Source organism: Sphingobium sp. TKS (assembly GCF_001563265.1).
Classification (GTDB): Bacteria; Pseudomonadota; Alphaproteobacteria; order Sphingomonadales; family Sphingomonadaceae; genus Sphingobium.
Genome location: NZ_CP005083.1, coordinates 2,217,220 through 2,231,660, shown reverse-complemented (window position 1 = coordinate 2,231,660; position 14,441 = coordinate 2,217,220). Strand labels below are relative to the sequence as shown.

At 64.3% G+C, this 14,441-nt stretch carries 15 protein-coding genes and 1 pseudogene; 7 read left to right on the top strand and 9 right to left on the bottom strand.

Going from position 1 to position 14,441, the window contains the following annotated elements; all coding sequences use genetic code 11:
- Window positions 1–84: 84 nt before the first annotated feature.
- From K426_RS11135 to K426_RS11125, 3 genes are read right to left on the bottom strand one after another with little or no spacing between them, the layout of a single operon-like run.
- On the bottom strand, window positions 85–1,089 hold the full coding sequence (locus K426_RS11135) for a site-specific integrase (protein ID WP_048574814.1): 1,005 nt from the start codon (window positions 1,087–1,089) through the stop codon (window positions 85–87).
- On the bottom strand, window positions 1,028–2,455 hold the full coding sequence (locus K426_RS11130; protein ID WP_237229777.1) for a tyrosine-type recombinase/integrase: 1,428 nt from the start codon (window positions 2,453–2,455) through the stop codon (window positions 1,028–1,030). The genes K426_RS11135 and K426_RS11130 overlap by 62 nt, the downstream gene beginning before the upstream one ends.
- Entirely contained in the window at window positions 2,452–3,684 is a 1,233-nt protein-coding gene (locus K426_RS11125; RefSeq protein ID WP_048574961.1) for a site-specific integrase, read from the bottom strand. Before K426_RS11125 ends, K426_RS11130 begins: the two co-directional genes overlap by 4 nt.
- A gap of 139 nt (window positions 3,685–3,823) precedes the next feature.
- Between K426_RS11125 and K426_RS11120 the strand changes: the two are divergent.
- Window positions 3,824–4,591, top strand: a pseudogene (locus K426_RS11120) (IS110 family transposase); the annotation flags it as partial.
- A gap of 73 nt (window positions 4,592–4,664) precedes the next feature.
- On the opposite strand, the gene cyoA reads toward K426_RS11120, so the two are convergent.
- The gene (gene cyoA / locus K426_RS11115; protein WP_082748580.1) at window positions 4,665–5,768 is read right to left on the bottom strand and encodes a ubiquinol oxidase subunit II; all 1,104 of its coding nucleotides are present in this window, start codon (window positions 5,766–5,768) and stop codon (window positions 4,665–4,667) included.
- A 173-nt stretch (window positions 5,769–5,941) separates the two neighbouring features.
- On the opposite strand from cyoA, the gene K426_RS11110 reads away from it, so the two are divergent.
- Together K426_RS11110 and K426_RS11105 are read left to right on the top strand one after the other, a co-directional pair.
- Window positions 5,942–7,261 carry an MFS transporter gene (locus tag K426_RS11110; protein WP_066561682.1) on the top strand — a complete coding sequence of 440 codons (1,320 nt, stop codon included), beginning with the start codon at window positions 5,942–5,944 and terminating at the stop codon, window positions 7,259–7,261.
- A gap of 281 nt (window positions 7,262–7,542) precedes the next feature.
- A complete protein-coding gene (locus K426_RS11105; protein WP_066556911.1) occupies window positions 7,543–7,947 on the top strand; it encodes a hypothetical protein in 405 nt (134 codons plus the stop codon).
- A 41-nt stretch (window positions 7,948–7,988) separates the two neighbouring features.
- Here the strand turns inward: K426_RS11105 and K426_RS11100 are convergent, their stop codons facing one another.
- Window positions 7,989–8,669 carry a TetR family transcriptional regulator gene (locus K426_RS11100; RefSeq protein WP_066556909.1) on the bottom strand — a complete coding sequence of 227 codons (681 nt, stop codon included), beginning with the start codon at window positions 8,667–8,669 and terminating at the stop codon, window positions 7,989–7,991.
- An 87-nt stretch (window positions 8,670–8,756) separates the two neighbouring features.
- Between K426_RS11100 and K426_RS32125 the strand changes: the two genes are divergently transcribed.
- The 4 genes from K426_RS32125 (at window position 8,757) to K426_RS11085 (ending at window position 11,423) form a co-directional block, all read left to right on the top strand.
- Window positions 8,757–9,005, top strand: coding sequence for a hypothetical protein (locus tag K426_RS32125; protein ID WP_197672702.1), 249 nt, complete (start codon window positions 8,757–8,759; stop codon window positions 9,003–9,005).
- A gap of 72 nt (window positions 9,006–9,077) precedes the next feature.
- Window positions 9,078–9,500 (top strand): SIP domain-containing protein, encoded by a 423-nt coding sequence (locus K426_RS32120; RefSeq protein WP_197672701.1) that lies wholly within the window; start codon window positions 9,078–9,080, stop codon window positions 9,498–9,500.
- Between the two features lie 34 nt (window positions 9,501–9,534).
- Window positions 9,535–10,761 carry an FAD-dependent monooxygenase gene (locus K426_RS11090; protein ID WP_145907282.1) on the top strand — a complete coding sequence of 409 codons (1,227 nt, stop codon included), beginning with the start codon at window positions 9,535–9,537 and terminating at the stop codon, window positions 10,759–10,761.
- On the top strand, window positions 10,758–11,423 hold the full coding sequence (locus K426_RS11085) for an O-methyltransferase (RefSeq protein WP_066556907.1): 666 nt from the start codon (window positions 10,758–10,760) through the stop codon (window positions 11,421–11,423). The genes K426_RS11090 and K426_RS11085 overlap by 4 nt, the downstream gene beginning before the upstream one ends.
- Before the next feature lie 230 nt (window positions 11,424–11,653).
- Here the strand turns inward: K426_RS11085 and K426_RS11080 are convergent, their stop codons facing one another.
- Genes K426_RS11080 through K426_RS11065 form a run of 4 tightly spaced genes read right to left on the bottom strand, consistent with a single transcriptional unit; the run spans window position 11,654 to window position 14,437 of the window.
- Entirely contained in the window at window positions 11,654–12,391 is a 738-nt protein-coding gene (locus tag K426_RS11080) for a DUF6796 family protein (RefSeq protein WP_066556904.1), read from the bottom strand.
- 2 nt (window positions 12,392–12,393) lie between these two features.
- Window positions 12,394–13,095, bottom strand: coding sequence for an O-methyltransferase (locus K426_RS11075; RefSeq protein ID WP_066561681.1), 702 nt, complete (start codon window positions 13,093–13,095; stop codon window positions 12,394–12,396).
- Window positions 13,092–13,286: a hypothetical protein gene (locus K426_RS11070; RefSeq protein ID WP_066556901.1), complete on the bottom strand. Its 195-nt coding sequence runs from the start codon at window positions 13,284–13,286 to the stop codon at window positions 13,092–13,094. Before K426_RS11070 ends, K426_RS11075 begins: the two co-directional genes overlap by 4 nt.
- Complete coding sequence (locus tag K426_RS11065) at window positions 13,286–14,437, bottom strand: PepSY-associated TM helix domain-containing protein (protein ID WP_237229775.1); 1,152 nt, start codon at window positions 14,435–14,437, stop codon at window positions 13,286–13,288. Before K426_RS11065 ends, K426_RS11070 begins: the two co-directional genes overlap by 1 nt.
- Window positions 14,438–14,441 lie beyond the last annotated feature (4 nt).

Sequence of the window (14,441 nt, the reverse complement as noted above, 5' to 3'; positions counted from 1 at the left end):
AATCATCAGGTTCTCAAAATGCGAAGGAACGTGGACAGATCGGCCGATTATCGGCGTTTCTGCCCAACACTCCTTCGCATTATTTTACAGCGTATCAAGCCAGGCGAGCAGGCTCGTATCGCGTTTCCAGGATGGTGAACGCCCCGTCGCCGACGGCACGGCGACCTGCTCCAGCGCCTTCCGCTTCGTTTCCAGATTGGCCTTGGCATAGTGATTGGTGGTGTCGAGACTCACATGTCCAAGCCAACTGCGGATGACCGTGATGTCCACGCCCGCCGATACAAGGTGGACGGCGGTCGCGTGGCGGAAGCTGTGAGGCGTTACGTGCTTTGTTTGAAGCGACGGCATGGTTTCAGCCGCCGCCTTCACATAGGCGGCAAGCTTGAACCGGACGCCCGAAGCGCTGAGCGGCTCGCCGTAGCGGTTAACGAACAGCCGCTGGTCTGGTGCTCGCGGCTGCCGGTCAAGCAGCCTTTCCAGCAACAGTACGGTTTCCGGCCAAAGCGGGCAGATGCGCTCTTTTCGGCCCTTGCCCATAAGTCGGACGCAACTGGGACTATCGAACCGGATCGCTTCGGGGCACACATCGAGCGCTTCCTGTATTCGCGCGCCGCTGTTGTAGAGGAACGAGAGCAACGCATGGTCGCGCATGCCTTTTAGGGTCGATTGGTCTGGCTGGGCAAGGATCGCCGCCACTTCCGGCGGATCCAGATAGCAGGGTTCCGATACCGGCGCCCGCTTGATCGGGATGTTGAGGATTTCGACGCATTGCGCGATCGATGCGGGATCCCTGGTAGCCACGAAGTTGAAGAAGCTGCGGATTGCAGCAAGCCGGCAGTTGCGGGTACCGATCGTACCACCGCGCTCGTGCTCGGCGTGCCTCAGGAACGCCGTGACCTGCGCGGCAGTCAGATCGGCCAGCGAGATCATCGCAACCTTCTTTTCCGCGCGATCAGCGACGAACCGGAGGAAGAGCCGCCAAGTGTCGCGGTAGGAACGGACCGTGTTGACCGACGCATTGCGCTGCTCAACGAGCCATTCGTAGAAGAATGCGCGCATCAGTTCCGGGAATGGATTGGTCCTGCTCATGGCCGCACCTCCCGTTCAGGATTGAGGCATGGCGCGCCCAGGGCCCTGAAGCGTTCGTTCGCGAGATGCAGCAGATCCTGCGTAACGGTGATGTAGACCAGCGTGGAGTTGATATCTCGATGTCCGAGGTAGGTCGCGAGGAACGGCAGGCCGATCCTGCGGGTTGGATCCCCAGACGGTACCATTCAAGGATGCGGTTCACGACCATCGAGTGCCGAAGATCATGAACGCGAGGTCCGTCGTGCCCCTGCAATGGCTTCAACCCGGCGCGACGTATGACGTCTGTAAGCACCCAGGTTATCATTTCGGGCGTGTAGCGGGACCTACCCTGGACGTGCCAGAACAGGGCGGAGTGCGGATCCTGCGATGCACCAGCCCGACGTCGGGCTGCGATGTAGGTCCGCAACTCGTTCATCACACTGTCGGGGAGCGGCAGGATTCGGGTCTTGAAGAACTTGGTCTGCCGAACCGTGATGGTGCCGTCTCGGGGATTAACGTCACCAAGATCCAGCCGGGCCAGTTCTCCGCGTCGCAGACCCGCACAGTAGGCCAGCAACAGCATGGTGTAGATGCACAATGGTCGAAGGGTTGCGCGTGGCGAGGGATACGAACGGGCAATGTCGAGCATTCGCCGAACGTCACCAGGAGAGTAAATATGGGGCTGGCGCCACTGCTTGCGCACCTCTTTCCGGGGTCGCGGATCCGGCCGACGCCGAGGAACTGACGGGTCGCGGCGCCGTAGGATTTTTGCGAAGATACGTTCGAGGTTTTCGCGTTCATATGCATGGTTGCGGGTGCCCTTTGTGGCCGCCCATTGATCGATCATAACGCTCAGCGGCTCGGTTTCCAGTTGCGGATTCAACTGTAGGAACCGGTCGAACTGCAAGAACCGCTCGGGTTGCGAAGTATATTTGTACCCCCTGCGCCGCATCATCGCGACATGTTCGGCCATGGCCTCGCCCAGCACGCTGCCGAACGGTTTGGGCTTGCGCAGTCTGGCAAGAGCCTGTTCTGGATCACGCGATATCAGCGCGCGCCAGATCGGCATGCACTGCTTGATATGACATGCCTCGCGTAGAGCTTTGACCGGGTGGTGATCGATCCCCCCGGTTGCGAGCAGATGATCGAGGAACCGGTCGATGATTCGGGTGCGATGCAGAAGGGTAGATGTCGCCCAGCGAGTGGCTAATTCGCGCAACCAGGCCTGCAGGGCTTGCTGATCGAGCGCTCCATGCCGTTCGACAATATCCTGGAAGCTATGCAGGACCTGTTGATAGCAGACGCGGCTTTTGGGATTGCGCAGATCAAGGCTTGAGACAAAGCGGCCAATGCACGCGCGATCGGAATCGGGCCAACGGGAGGTCATGCCAGCACCTCCGGTCCCGGCACATCCAGAGCGATGGCTCTCAGATCCTCCGTGGCGAGCTTGAGATAGGGCGCCGTCGATCCAACGGAGCGATGTCCCAACAGATCACCGATTACCTTTTTCGACACTGCGGCGCGCAGCAACTCGGTCGCACGAGCGTGACGGAAGATGTGAGGCCCGCTCCTGCCTGAGGGTTTGACGCCGGCATCCCGGAGCCGCTGCCGAATCAGGCTGTATATCTTCTCAAGCTTGCAATAGGGCGCGCGCGTTCGGATGAAGAGTTCCCTGGCATCAGTGGCGGGCCGACCAGACCGCAGATAGGCGAGGATCGCTTCGCCAACCGGTCCCATCAATGGCAGGAACGTGTAGGCTTGCGTTTTATTGTGGCGGACGCGGATGACTTCGGCCCGCCAGTCTATGTCTTCGATCCGCATGTTGCGGACTTCGCTTGCGCGAAGGCCATAGGTGGCGAGGACCTGTAATATCGCGTGGTCACGCAAACCGGCAGCCGTCTTGTCCTTGCTCACACTTGCCAGAACCGCGGCGATCTGGTCGCGCTCCAAAATCGACGGCACCCCTTCGTAAGCGTAGAGCCGCGGCGCGATGATATGCGGTGTCAGGTCTTCCGCAACGCGGGCCGTCCAATGCAGGTAACGCAGCAACGAGCGCAGCCGCTCGGCTGTGGATTTCAGAGAACTGCGCGTCAGTTTCGAACCGCGCAAGTCCATGTAGCTGTCAATTTCACCCACGGTCACTGCCTCGAGGCCATCGGCCCCGCACCGGTTGAGTTGCCAGGCAAGGAAGTAGCGCGCTTCCCACAGGAACGCGTCGATGCTGGCCTGGGCAAGGCCACGCTCCTCACGAAGCCAGGTTTCATATTCATTGCAGATCGTAATCCGCAGCGCATCGGCGTCGCATGTTACTTTTTCAGAGGGTGGCCACTGACCCTGCCCAAGCCGTAGCAACGCGTGAATTGCAGATCGCGGAACTGCGTGCCAGCGCTCGCTGGGATGCCTGCCACGACGTTTCCGGAATAACGCGATCGCATAATCCAGATATCGCTCAACTTGCGCCTCAGTCACGTCCGTGACACAGATTCCTCGATGCTGGAGATAGTCGAGAAACTCCTGCGCATAGGTACAGTGATTTCGGATTACCGTCGGATTGTAACGCTGGTTTGTCAGTATGGCTCTGAGCTCGGTGAGCAGCTCATGCTCGGATTGCAACATCAATTCCTCCTCTGCTGGTCAAACGACCGCAGAGGTTCGCAGCAAAATAATGCGGAGCAAATTGCCGATCCAAGCCAGAAATGCGCGGATTTCCTACACCGAGCCCGCATTCCTTCGCATTTTGAGAACCTGATGATTAGTGAAGCGCGGGAAGACCGATGCCGCAGATGCCGAGGCTATTTGCGAGGCGGTGACCCGGCCAACGATGCGGTTCGTAGCGGTAAAGAGTGTTGATCAGCAGGCGGTGCTGATGCTCCACAAGACTCGCGATCTGCTCGTGCGACAGCGAACCGCATTGATCAACGCTTTGCGGGCGCACCTGGCGGAGTACGGCATCGTCAGTGGCAAGGGGCCCGGCGGCGTCACCGTGCTGATGAAACTCCTTCACGAGGAGCAGGCGAAGCTGCCGGCACACGCCCGTTCAGCGCTGCATACCATCGGGTCTCAACTACGCTCGTTGGCAAGCGAGATTGACCGGCTCGAGGCGCAGATTCTCGCCTGGCACCGGGCCGACGAAACTAGTCGCCGGCTTGCAACCATCCCTGGCATTGGTCCGATTACCGCGTCGGCCATCGCTGCGGCCGTGCCTGATGCTTCGCTCTTTCGGTCAGGCCGGCAGTTTGCTGCCTGGCTCGGGCTTACGCCGAGGCCCCATAGCTCTGGCGGTAAGGAGCGGCTTGGCGGCATCAGCAAGCAGGGCGACGGGTACCTCCGCAAATTGCTGGTCGTCGGTGCGACCGCGGTGATGCGGATGGCGCGTAAGGACACCACCAGACAGCCATGGATTGCGCAACTGCTCGAGCGCAAGCCGGTGAAAATCGCGACCGTAGGCCTAGCTAACAAGACAGCCCGCATCGCCTGGGCCGTGATGGCGCACAAGGAAGTCTACGCAGCGCCCGCTGCGTGACCGCTTTCCTCATTGCCCGCTGAAGCGAGCGGAGGGATGGTGTAAGGGCAGCTGAGTGGTGATGACAAACCGGTCAGACCGGGGATCGAACAAACCCAGGGGAGCAGAGCGCTTCGAGCGCGATGACGTGATTAGGGATCCGATCCGCGGACTTCATCAGGGCCAGCAGCCATGCGGTGCTGCGCGAACAGGCCGAACACATGGATGCACCCGACCGGTGCTCATCGCTACACGAAAGCTCTTGCACCGCAGGGGCCGTCCACACATGCGCCATCACGTCGCTCATGCAGGGCTTGTCCGGCTCGACGCAGCGATTGAGGACGCGGTCGAACAACTGGGGCTGCACCGCCGCGTAGCGGATCACCGGGACCTTCTCGCTCGGCTGCTCGAGCCTGAGGTAATCGGCCGCCGTGAGAGCGCCCCCGTCCTTTTTCACGCGGGCGACCCAGCGATCGAAGTCGGCCGGCGCCATGCCATGCAGCTGAAAGCGCATGTCGGAATGGCCGCGCCCCGTATAATTGCCGGAGTAGCCCCAGCTGTCGCCCGGCTTGTTGAGGACGGCATTCAACTGCGATTGCATGCCTGGCATCGCATAGATCATGCCGGCCATCGTGGGCGCGTAGAAGGTGCTGAACTGGCTGGTCGAGGTGATCGAGAAGTGGACGGGGACGTCCACCGGGAGCGCGAGCTCGTTCACCGTGGCGATGCCCAGCTCGGGATAGATGAACAGCCATTTCCAATCGAGCCCGACGACCTGCACCTTGAGCGGCTTGGCGTCGGCGGGAACGGGTCTGCCGGGGCCAATGCGCTCGAGCGGACGGAAAGGATCGAGCAGATGCGTGCTGGTCCAGGTGACCGCGCTCAGCGCGATGATGATCAGGAGCGGACAGGACCAGATGACCAGCTCGAGGGTCGTCGAATGATCGAAGTCGGGGTCGTATATCTTGTTGGGGTTGCCTCGACGATAGCGCCAGGCGAACACCACGGTCATCGTCATCACGGGAACGATGATGATCAGCATCAGGCCGACCGCGACGAGGATGAGGTTGCGCTGCTGGAGGGCGATGTCGCCGGTCGGGTTCATCACGACCATGTTGCAGCCACCGAGCAAGGCAAGCGCGCCGGCGGCGGAAACGGCTCGAGTCACGCCGCGAATTGTGGGTTCTCTTCCTGGCATAGGACCCGATAGCCCTCCCTGGCTGCCGCGACTTTGACGGGAATCAAGTGATCGCCATCGCGAGTCGGCCATCGTCATTAAACAGATCGCGAATCTTCGCGTCGGTGTTAAACTGCTGGCGCACACTACATTTTGATCTGGGATGAGGAAAGCACGGGATGGTGAGCACGACCATGGGACCGGCCAGTTCCACCCCCCTGGAGCGCGACGCGCGGCTCGTCAACGCGCGCGAGCACCGTGTCAAACCGGGCGAAATCGCCGTCGGAGTCGTGATCGGCCGCACCTCGGAATTCTTCGATTTCTTCGTGTACGCGATCGCGTCGGTGCTGGTTTTCCCGAGCGTCATCTTTCCCTTCGTCGATGCGCTGACCGGAACACTTTACTCGTTTGCGATGTTCGCGCTCGCATTCATCGCCCGTCCTGTGGGCGCGTTCCTGTTTCTCTGGATCGATCGCCGCCACGGCCGAGGCGTGAAGCTGACGATCGCGCTCTTTCTCCTCGGCGGATCGACGATGTCGATGGCGTTCCTGCCGAGCTATCACACAGCCGGTATCTTCGCCGTCCTTTTGCTCGGCCTCTTTCGGCTCGGTCAGGGGTTCGCCACCGGAGGGACGTGGGACGGCCTGCCCTCGCTGCTTTCTCTCAATGCGCCGCCAGAGCGGCGCGGCTGGTTTGCGATGATCCCGCAGCTTGGCGCACCGCTGGGCCTGCTGGTCGCATCCGCCGTCTTCGCGTTCCTGCTGACGACCCTGTCGACGGCCGACTTTCTCGAATGGGGCTGGCGCTATCCCTTCTTCGTGGCGTTCGCGATCAATGTCGTCGCCCTGTTTGCCAGGCTCCGCCTGATTTCGACACCCGGGTTCGAGCGGCTGTACGAAAGCCGGGAACTCCAGCCGTCGCCGGTGCTGGAGATGTTCCGGGACGAATGGCGCACCGTCGTGCTCGGCGCCTTCGCGCCGCTCGCGAGCTTCGCCCTCTTCCATCTCGTCACCGTATTTCCCCTGTCGTGGGTCATGCTCAATACGCATGAACCCCCCGTTCGCTTTCTCGTGATCGAGATCGTCGGCGCCGTGGTGGGCGTGTTAGCGGTCGTGCTTTCCGGCCTCTTCGCGGATCGGATCGGACGGCGGACGGTGCTCGGCGTGTCGGCCGCGCTCATTGCAGCCTATAGCGGGTTTGCGCCCCAGCTGCTGTCGAAGGGCAGTGCTGGCGAGTGGACCTATATGCTGCTTGGATTCCTGCTGCTCGGCCTCGCCTTCGGACAATCGTCCGGCGTCGTGAACGGGAGCTTTTCGTCCAGGCACCGCTACACCGGCGCTGGCACCACCGCGACCGCCGCATGGCTCATCGGCGCGGGCTTTGCGCCACTGGCGGCGCTCCTTCTTGCCTCCCACTTCGGACTGCTTGCCGTGGGCGCCTATCTCCTTTCGGGCGCCGTCTGCACCCTGGCCGCGCTCGGCATCAACCGCGAATGGGGCCGAAAGGCGGTTTGAATCGAGATTTCGGGGGCAGAGATGAACGATGCGGCGCCGCCGCCGCTTGGGATCGCGACCTTGTCGCCCAGAACCGGCGCTCGTTGGCATCGGCCACGGCACCTCTCGAACTCGATGGAGACCTGCAGGGAACCAAGTGATGTATTAACTTCGGTTCCTGGCCGACCCGCGATCCACACGGGCCAACGCGCCTCTCCTTGCACGCGGCGTTGTGATCCGATAGCCAGTTGCGAATAATTCTCAAGAAGAGAAAGGGGATCCACGCAGGAAAGTGACGCCGGATGACCTATGCCCTTTCGCCATCGCCAAGCCCTTTAATCCTCCCGGCCGCGATCCTGATCGACACGGCGCGATGCTGGCGGGAGGCGCGCGACAGCGGGAGATCGGTCCAGCCGTGCCTTTCAAGGACGCTCGCGGCGCATGACTGCGCGATGCTCGCGCCCGTCTTCGATAGCCTGATCCTGTTTTACGAAGCGGCGCTCGGCCGGCCCATGACGGTGGGCAAATCGCCGGCGCTATCCGACGACGAGCATCTGCTGCTCGGCCTGCTCGATGGATCAAGGCCAAGGCCCGCTGACATCGACTGTCCCGAAGGCGCGGCGACCGCCCTCGACTGCGCGCTCTGCTCGACGCGGATCATGATGGCGCTGACGATCGAGCGGCCCGCCACGCAGGCGATTCCATGACCGCCGTACAGGAGGGCAGCATGGATCGGCGCCAGCCGCATTCATGTCGGACGGGCTTGGCCGCGCGCTCTCGGCCGCTGGCCGGCGACGGCGTTCGCGTCCATATTTTCAAGATAGGCGCAGAACATGTCTCCGAGCGCGCTGGCCCGGGCGTCGATCGCGGCGGGGGCATATCCGTCCTCCGACACCTGCTTGCCCACCGCGGCCAGCGACATCATGATGATGTCCGCCGCGACCAGACGCCTGGACTCGGGCGCATGAGGAAGGGCTTCGCGCATGAATGCGCGCACTGTCCGCATGGTGGCGAGGCGAAGCGTGCGCGCCTCGGGCGCATCGCGGTAGAGCGGCTCCGCGTCGCCCAGCGCGATACGCATTCCGGCCTCCTCGCATTCGGATCGCACGAATTCGCGGACCGCCACGCGCAGGCGATCGAGCGGCGCCAGCGACGCATCGGCGAGGATGCCTGCCAGCAGCCCGCCGGTCGCCTTCCACTCGTCGGCCTGGAGGCGGAACAGGATCGCCTCCTTGTTGGGGAAATACTGGTAGAGCGACCCGACGCTGACCCCGGCCTCCTCGGCGACTCGCGCGGCGGTGAATCGGCGCGCGCCCCCGCGCGCCAGAACGCGACCTGCGGCCGCCAGAATGTCTGTGACGAGCTGGCGCGACCGCTCCTGTTTGGGCTGCTTTCGCGAGGAAATGCGCAACGTTGCTGGACTGGTCATGGCGGTCTCGGGAACGCGAATAGTAAATGCGACGAATTAGTCGTATTTATGTGAGGAGGCAAGACGCCCGACCGAGGAGATTATCCGTTGAGCAGGGAGACCGCTGGCGCCGATATGGCGACCCCGCCGCAGACCGATGGTCGGCTGACCCGCGCCCTGGTCCGATGGCTGATGCGGTCCGCGACCGTCGCCTCCGTCGAAGCGCTGTCCGATCGCTTCCGCCTGATCGGGTTTACGGGTGAAGGATTGCGCGGCGCGGCGTGGCGGCCGGGACAGAAGATTCAGATCAAGATCGGCGGCGGCCTGACGGCGCGCACCTATACGCCGATCGCCTGAGACGCCGCGGGCGGCGCGACTTCGATCCTCGCCTGGCTGCATGGCGACGGGCCGGCCAGCGCCTGGATTCGGTTGCTGGCGGCCGGACAGCAATGCCAGTTCTTCGGCCCGCGCGCCTCCCTCGACCTCGCGGACCTGAGCAGCCGCTTCGTCCTATTCGGCGACGAGACCTCGTTCGGCCTGGCGGCGTCCGTCGCCGGCCTTGGCGAAGGCACGTTCCTGTTCGAGGCGAGTTCTGCCGCCGAATGCGCGCCGGTTCTCGCCCGGCTGGGCGTCACGGCGACGGTGAGCGAGCGCCGCCCCGGCGACGCGCATCTGGGCGACGTCGAAGTCGAAATCGTGCGCCGCGCCGCCGACGCCGACGTCCGCTTCATCCTCACCGGCAAGGCGCAGTCGATCCAGCGGATAAGCCGCGCCCTGAAGGCTGCTGGTGTCAGCTCGGCCCGCATCCTCGCCAAAGCCTATTGGGCGCCCGGCAAGACGGGTCTCGACTGATCCGTTTCGAGCCGCTGCCAGCAAAGAGTGATCGATGATGAAGAATGATGTGAATGTGCTCATCTCCGGCGCCGGCGTTGCGGGCCTCACCGTCGCTCATTGGCTCGTCCGCTATGGCTTCAAGGTGACGGTGGTGGAGCGCGCGCCGCATCTGCGTCCGGGCGGACAGGCGCTCGACGTGCGCGGCCCGGCCCTGGAGGTCGCCGAGCGGATGGGCGTGCTGGACACGTTCCGCCAGCGCAGCACGGGTCAGACCGGGATGTCGGTGGTCGATGGCGACGGCAAGGAGATTTTCCGAAGCACCGAGCGCACGCTGACCGGCGGACGCTTCGACAGCCCCGACGTCGAGATCCTGCGCGACGCGCTGTGCGACGTCCTCTACCGCGCCGCGGGCGCGGTCGAGTATCTGTTCGGCGACCGGATCACCGCGCTCGCCCAGGACGAGGGCGGCGTTGACGTCACCTTCGCCAGCGCCCCGCCCCGCCGCTTCGATCTGGTGATCGGCGCGGACGGCTTGCACTCGGGCGTGCGCCGCCTCGCCTTCGGACCCGAGGCGGAGTTCATCCGCTATATCGGCGGGTGCCTGGCCGTCTTCCCGATGCCGAACTTCCTCGGCCTCGATCGCTTGCAGGTCTTCCATCAGCACGCCGGCATCTTCGGCGGCGTTCTCGGCCTGCGCGCCGACCTCGACGTCAGAACCTATATCGGCTTCGGCTTCGGCTTCGATGCCGAGCAGCCGCGCTACGACTATCGTGACGTTGATGCGCAGAAGCGGCTGGTGGCCGATCAGGTCGCCGGCGCGGGATGGATATTCCCGCAGATCGTCGAGCATATGTGGGCCGCGCCCGATTTCTATTTCGACACGATGAGCCAGATTCGCATGGACCGCTGGTCGCGCGGGCGCGTCGTCCTGGTGGGCGACGCCGGCTACTGCGTGTCGCCGGCCACGGGCCAGGGCACGAGCGTCGCGATGGTCGGCGCCTACATCCTCGCCGGAGAGCTTGCCGCCCACCGAGGCGACTTCGAGGCCGCCGCGGCCGCCTACGAAGCCGAGCTGCGCGACTATGCCACGCGGACAGCGCGCTGGCGGTCAGCGCCGAGGCCTTGGACACGCTGGGCGAGTCCACGGCGCCGGACGATCCTGGCCACCCGAATGGCGTCCCGGACCTGGGCCTGCTGGTCCAACCGATCACGCTCAAGGATTACCAGGCTCTGGCGCGGCCATCCTAGCGCCTCCCACCAATTCGGAGACTCCTCATGACGACCCTCACAGCCACACCCTTGGCCCCGCTGCTTGACCGGCTGTTCGCCGATGCCGAAGCGACCACCGCGCAAGTGCTGCCGACCATCATGGAGATGCCGGAAGACGAGCGCGCCGCGATGATGGCGAGCAAGACCGATTACCGCGCGTTCTACACGCGGATGAAGGACGCGCACCTGGCCGTCTCGCGCGAGACCGCCGCGCTTCTCTACATGCTGGGCCGCTCGACCGGCGCAAAGAGCATCGTCGAGTTCGGAACCTCGTTCGGCATCTCGACCCTCCATCTTGCCGCCGCACTCCGCGACAATGGCGGCGGGCGGCTCATCACCAGCGAGTTCGAGCCGTCCAAGGTTGCGCGCGCGCGCGCAAACTTCGCGGCCGGCGGCCTCGCCGATCTGATCGAGCTGCGCGAGGGCGACGCGCTGGAGACGCTGGCGCGCGACCTGCCCGACCGGATCGACATCCTGCTGCTCGATGGCGCGAAAGGCCTCTATCCGGCCGTGCTGGCGCTGGTCGAGGGCCGCCTGCGTCCCGGCGCCTTCATCGTCGCCGACAACGCCGACTGGAGCCAGGACTATCTGGCGCGGGTCCGCTCGCCCGATCACGGCTACATGTCGGTGCCGTTCGGCGGTGATGTCGAGCTGTCGATGCGGTTCGGGTGAATCGGCCATGCGGATGCGACTCATCCCGGTCGAGTTATGAGTGCGACACGTCCCGCACGACCACCGCGGCTCGGCCGCGCCGCGCGGCAGTCGTCCGGCGGTGATGCCCTCGATCTGCGCGACCCAGTTCGACGTCCTCCGCGGCATTGCCGCCTCGCCACCTTCTCAGGAATGCGCCGGCAGCCTCGTACTTGCCCATTCCCATGTTAAGGAACCTCAGTCCGCAGCCCTCAACGCGGGCACGTCCGTCGCTCTCCTTTCCAGAGCAGAATCGTCGATAGGGTATAGACTGCCAGCCAGCCGAGATTGAATGCCGCACCGTCGAGCCAGATCGAGACTGGCTTGGGCGAGATGAATGCGATCACCATGCCGAGCAGCACCAGCGACACCGGATTGGCGATCAGCGCGAACCAGCGTGGCCAAGCCGTCCGGCCGAATGCGATGACGACCCCGAGCCCGAGCAGTGCGAGACCGAGCGTGACGATCGGCAGCAGCCAGGCGATCAGCAGCACGGCATGGAAACGCGCGGCGAGATCGAGCAGCGCCTGGTGCGCGGCTGGCGGCGTCACCAGCACTGTCTTGTAGGCCATGCCCAGATAGTAAAAGGCTGCGTGTCCGAGCGGCGACCAGGCATTGCCGCAGATGAACAATGCGAAGATTGGCCATGCCCATTTGGCGCCCGCCGGCAGCAGGCCGCGAAACAGATGCCAGCTTCCGGCGAGGTAGAAGACGATACCGATGTCGGCGACGAGGGCGCCGGCCGCCAGTCGCGTCTCCGAGGACGAAACCATCGCGGCCGCGAGATCGGGCTCGATCTGGTGAGCATAGGTCTGGAAGAGCAGCGGGTAGTCCGCCGCGGCCGCCTTTCCTCCGACGATGAGCGCATCGCCGAGCGTCCAGAGGATCGCCCCTACGATGCCGGCGATTCCGGCCAGGCGCAGCCAGCGGAGTGAGGCAGTATCGGTCATTCCTATCTCCGCACCGAATATTCGCTGCCGCCCTTGAGCGGCAGCAGGGTGGAATCGAACCCGTTGGCGGGATCGCGAAGCCAGGCGACATAGTCGCGGAAGTTGCCCGCCAGCCCGCCGACGTCGTCGGTCAACACCACCGCGCCGGGGCGCATGCGCCGTGCAAGCAACTGCACGACGTCGAGCGCGAGCATGGGAAAGCCGTCGTTCAGCAGAAAGTCGATGTCGGATGGCTCCTCCCGAAGGCTCTCGAGCGCATCGCCGACGCGAAGGTCGATGATGTCGGCGACGCCGGCCTCCTCAAAATTTTGGCGTGCGACGGCAGCCTTTTCCGGCACGATTTCGGTCGTGACGACCGTTCCGCCGCCGTTCGCCTTGACGGCCGCTGCGAGCCACAGCGTCGAGACGCCGAACGACGTGCCGAACTCGACGATTGTCCGAGCTCGGCGCGCGCGGGCTGTCAGGTAGCAGAAGGCGCCCTGCGGTTCGACGATGGCGATATATTTGTCGCTCCAGAACCCGGCCATCTCGGCCATCGGAAAGTCGACCGCCCTGCCGCGCAGGAAGGACAGCGCGTGGCGCGACAGATGGCGGACGACGGAGAAGTGCTGACGATTGGCCTCGCGGTAGAGACGGCGCAGCACGTCCGCGATGCGCTCGTCGGCGATCACCGCGAACGGATCGGCATGGCGAACGTCCGTCATTTCGCGGACCATCCCCGCCAGGCCACGACCATGAGGAACACGCAAGCGCCGAGGCAGAGCCAGGACAGCGCGTCATACCAGCCATCGCCGACGAGCGCGGACAGGAGGCCGACGAAGCTCATGATTCCGATCAGCAACGGCCAGCGGAAGACGCGCCAGTTGGTCTGCGAAACGCTCCTGCGGTCGCTCATTACTCTGCAGGCTCCAGCACGCCGCCACTGTTCAGTTCCATGATACGCTTCTCGATCGGCACGCGGCGGCGGCCGAGCCAGAGATAGATTCCGGTTCCGAGCACTACGATCGCGGCGATATCGAGCAGCGCCCAGATGATCTTGAGCGGAAGGCCGCCATAGTCGCCGAAGTGGAGCGGCTGCGAGAGGAACAGCGTCTTCACATAGAGCGGCATCTCCTCGATCGCGGTGAGCTTGCCGGTCTCCGCATCGACCAGCGCGGGTTTGATCAGCTTCCTGGTTAGCGGCGTGTTGCCGCTGAGGAACACCGCATAATGGTGCTTCGAGCTGAAGAAGGTGCCGGGCCAGGCGATGACGCTGACCGACGTCGAAGGCGCGGCGGCGTGGGCGACTCGCGCCGCATGGTCGACCGATCCGAGCCGGCGAAGCGGCGGCGCGTTCTTGTAGGGCGCGGTCATCTCGGCGAGCTGGCCCATCTGCCAGACGCCGGCGATCGGCGTCGAAAGCGCGGTGATCACCCCGGTCGCGCCGACCACCGCCAGCCAGGCCAGCGCGACGATGCCGACCATGTTGTGCGTGTCGAGCCACTTGAGGCGCGCGCTGCGGGCCTTGCGCACTGTCCCGAAGGCCAGCTTGCGCATGAAGGGCGCATAGACCACGGCGCCCGAGATCAGCGAGACCAGAAAGACCAGCCCGACCAGCGCCATGACCATTTCCCCGGGCAGGCCGAGCAGCAGGCTTGAATGCAGCTCCAGCAGGAAGTGCATCACGCCGGTATCGAGCGGCGGCGCCATCAGCAGCACGCCGGTCCGCGCATCGAACTGCGCGATGTGCGTCTCCTCTTCCTTCGAGTCCACGCGCGGCGCGGTAATCGCATAGAAGATCGGCTTGTCCGGATCGCGGCTGAGGAACATCATCACCTCGCCTGGCCGGTTGGCTAGGGCCCCGGCCACGATCGCGTCGAGGTTGGGCGGCGGCGCCGGCTTCACCGCAGCCGGGATGGCCGGCGCCCGCGTCAGCCCGTCGATCTCGGCGTGGAAGATCAGCGGCAGCCCGGTCAGGCAGAGGAGCAGCAGGAAGACCGTGCAGACGAGGCTCGTCCATTTGTGGACGAGATACCATCGCCGGATCGTGGTCTGCGACATCGCCATTGCG

Bases quoted from the DNA above. Each gene is read 5' to 3' on its own strand.
- K426_RS11135 (WP_048574814.1), bottom strand. From the start codon at position 1,089: ATGAGCAGGACCAATCCATTCCCGGAACTGATGCGCGCATTCTTCTAC.
- K426_RS11130 (WP_237229777.1), bottom strand. From the start codon at position 2,455: ATGACCTCCCGTTGGCCCGATTCCGATCGCGCGTGCATTGGCCGCTTT.
- K426_RS11125 (WP_048574961.1), bottom strand. From the start codon at position 3,684: ATGTTGCAATCCGAGCATGAGCTGCTCACCGAGCTCAGAGCCATACTG.
- cyoA (WP_082748580.1), bottom strand. From the start codon at position 5,768: ATGCCAGGAAGAGAACCCACAATTCGCGGCGTGACTCGAGCCGTTTCC.
- K426_RS11110 (WP_066561682.1), top strand. From the start codon at position 5,942: ATGGGACCGGCCAGTTCCACCCCCCTGGAGCGCGACGCGCGGCTCGTC.
- K426_RS11105 (WP_066556911.1), top strand. From the start codon at position 7,543: ATGACCTATGCCCTTTCGCCATCGCCAAGCCCTTTAATCCTCCCGGCC.
- K426_RS11100 (WP_066556909.1), bottom strand. From the start codon at position 8,669: ATGACCAGTCCAGCAACGTTGCGCATTTCCTCGCGAAAGCAGCCCAAA.
- K426_RS11090 (WP_145907282.1), top strand. From the start codon at position 9,535: ATGATGAAGAATGATGTGAATGTGCTCATCTCCGGCGCCGGCGTTGCG.
- K426_RS11085 (WP_066556907.1), top strand. From the start codon at position 10,758: ATGACGACCCTCACAGCCACACCCTTGGCCCCGCTGCTTGACCGGCTG.
- K426_RS11080 (WP_066556904.1), bottom strand. From the start codon at position 12,391: ATGACCGATACTGCCTCACTCCGCTGGCTGCGCCTGGCCGGAATCGCC.
- K426_RS11075 (WP_066561681.1), bottom strand. From the start codon at position 13,095: ATGACGGACGTTCGCCATGCCGATCCGTTCGCGGTGATCGCCGACGAG.
- K426_RS11070 (WP_066556901.1), bottom strand. From the start codon at position 13,286: ATGAGCGACCGCAGGAGCGTTTCGCAGACCAACTGGCGCGTCTTCCGC.
- K426_RS11065 (WP_237229775.1), bottom strand. From the start codon at position 14,437: ATGGCGATGTCGCAGACCACGATCCGGCGATGGTATCTCGTCCACAAA.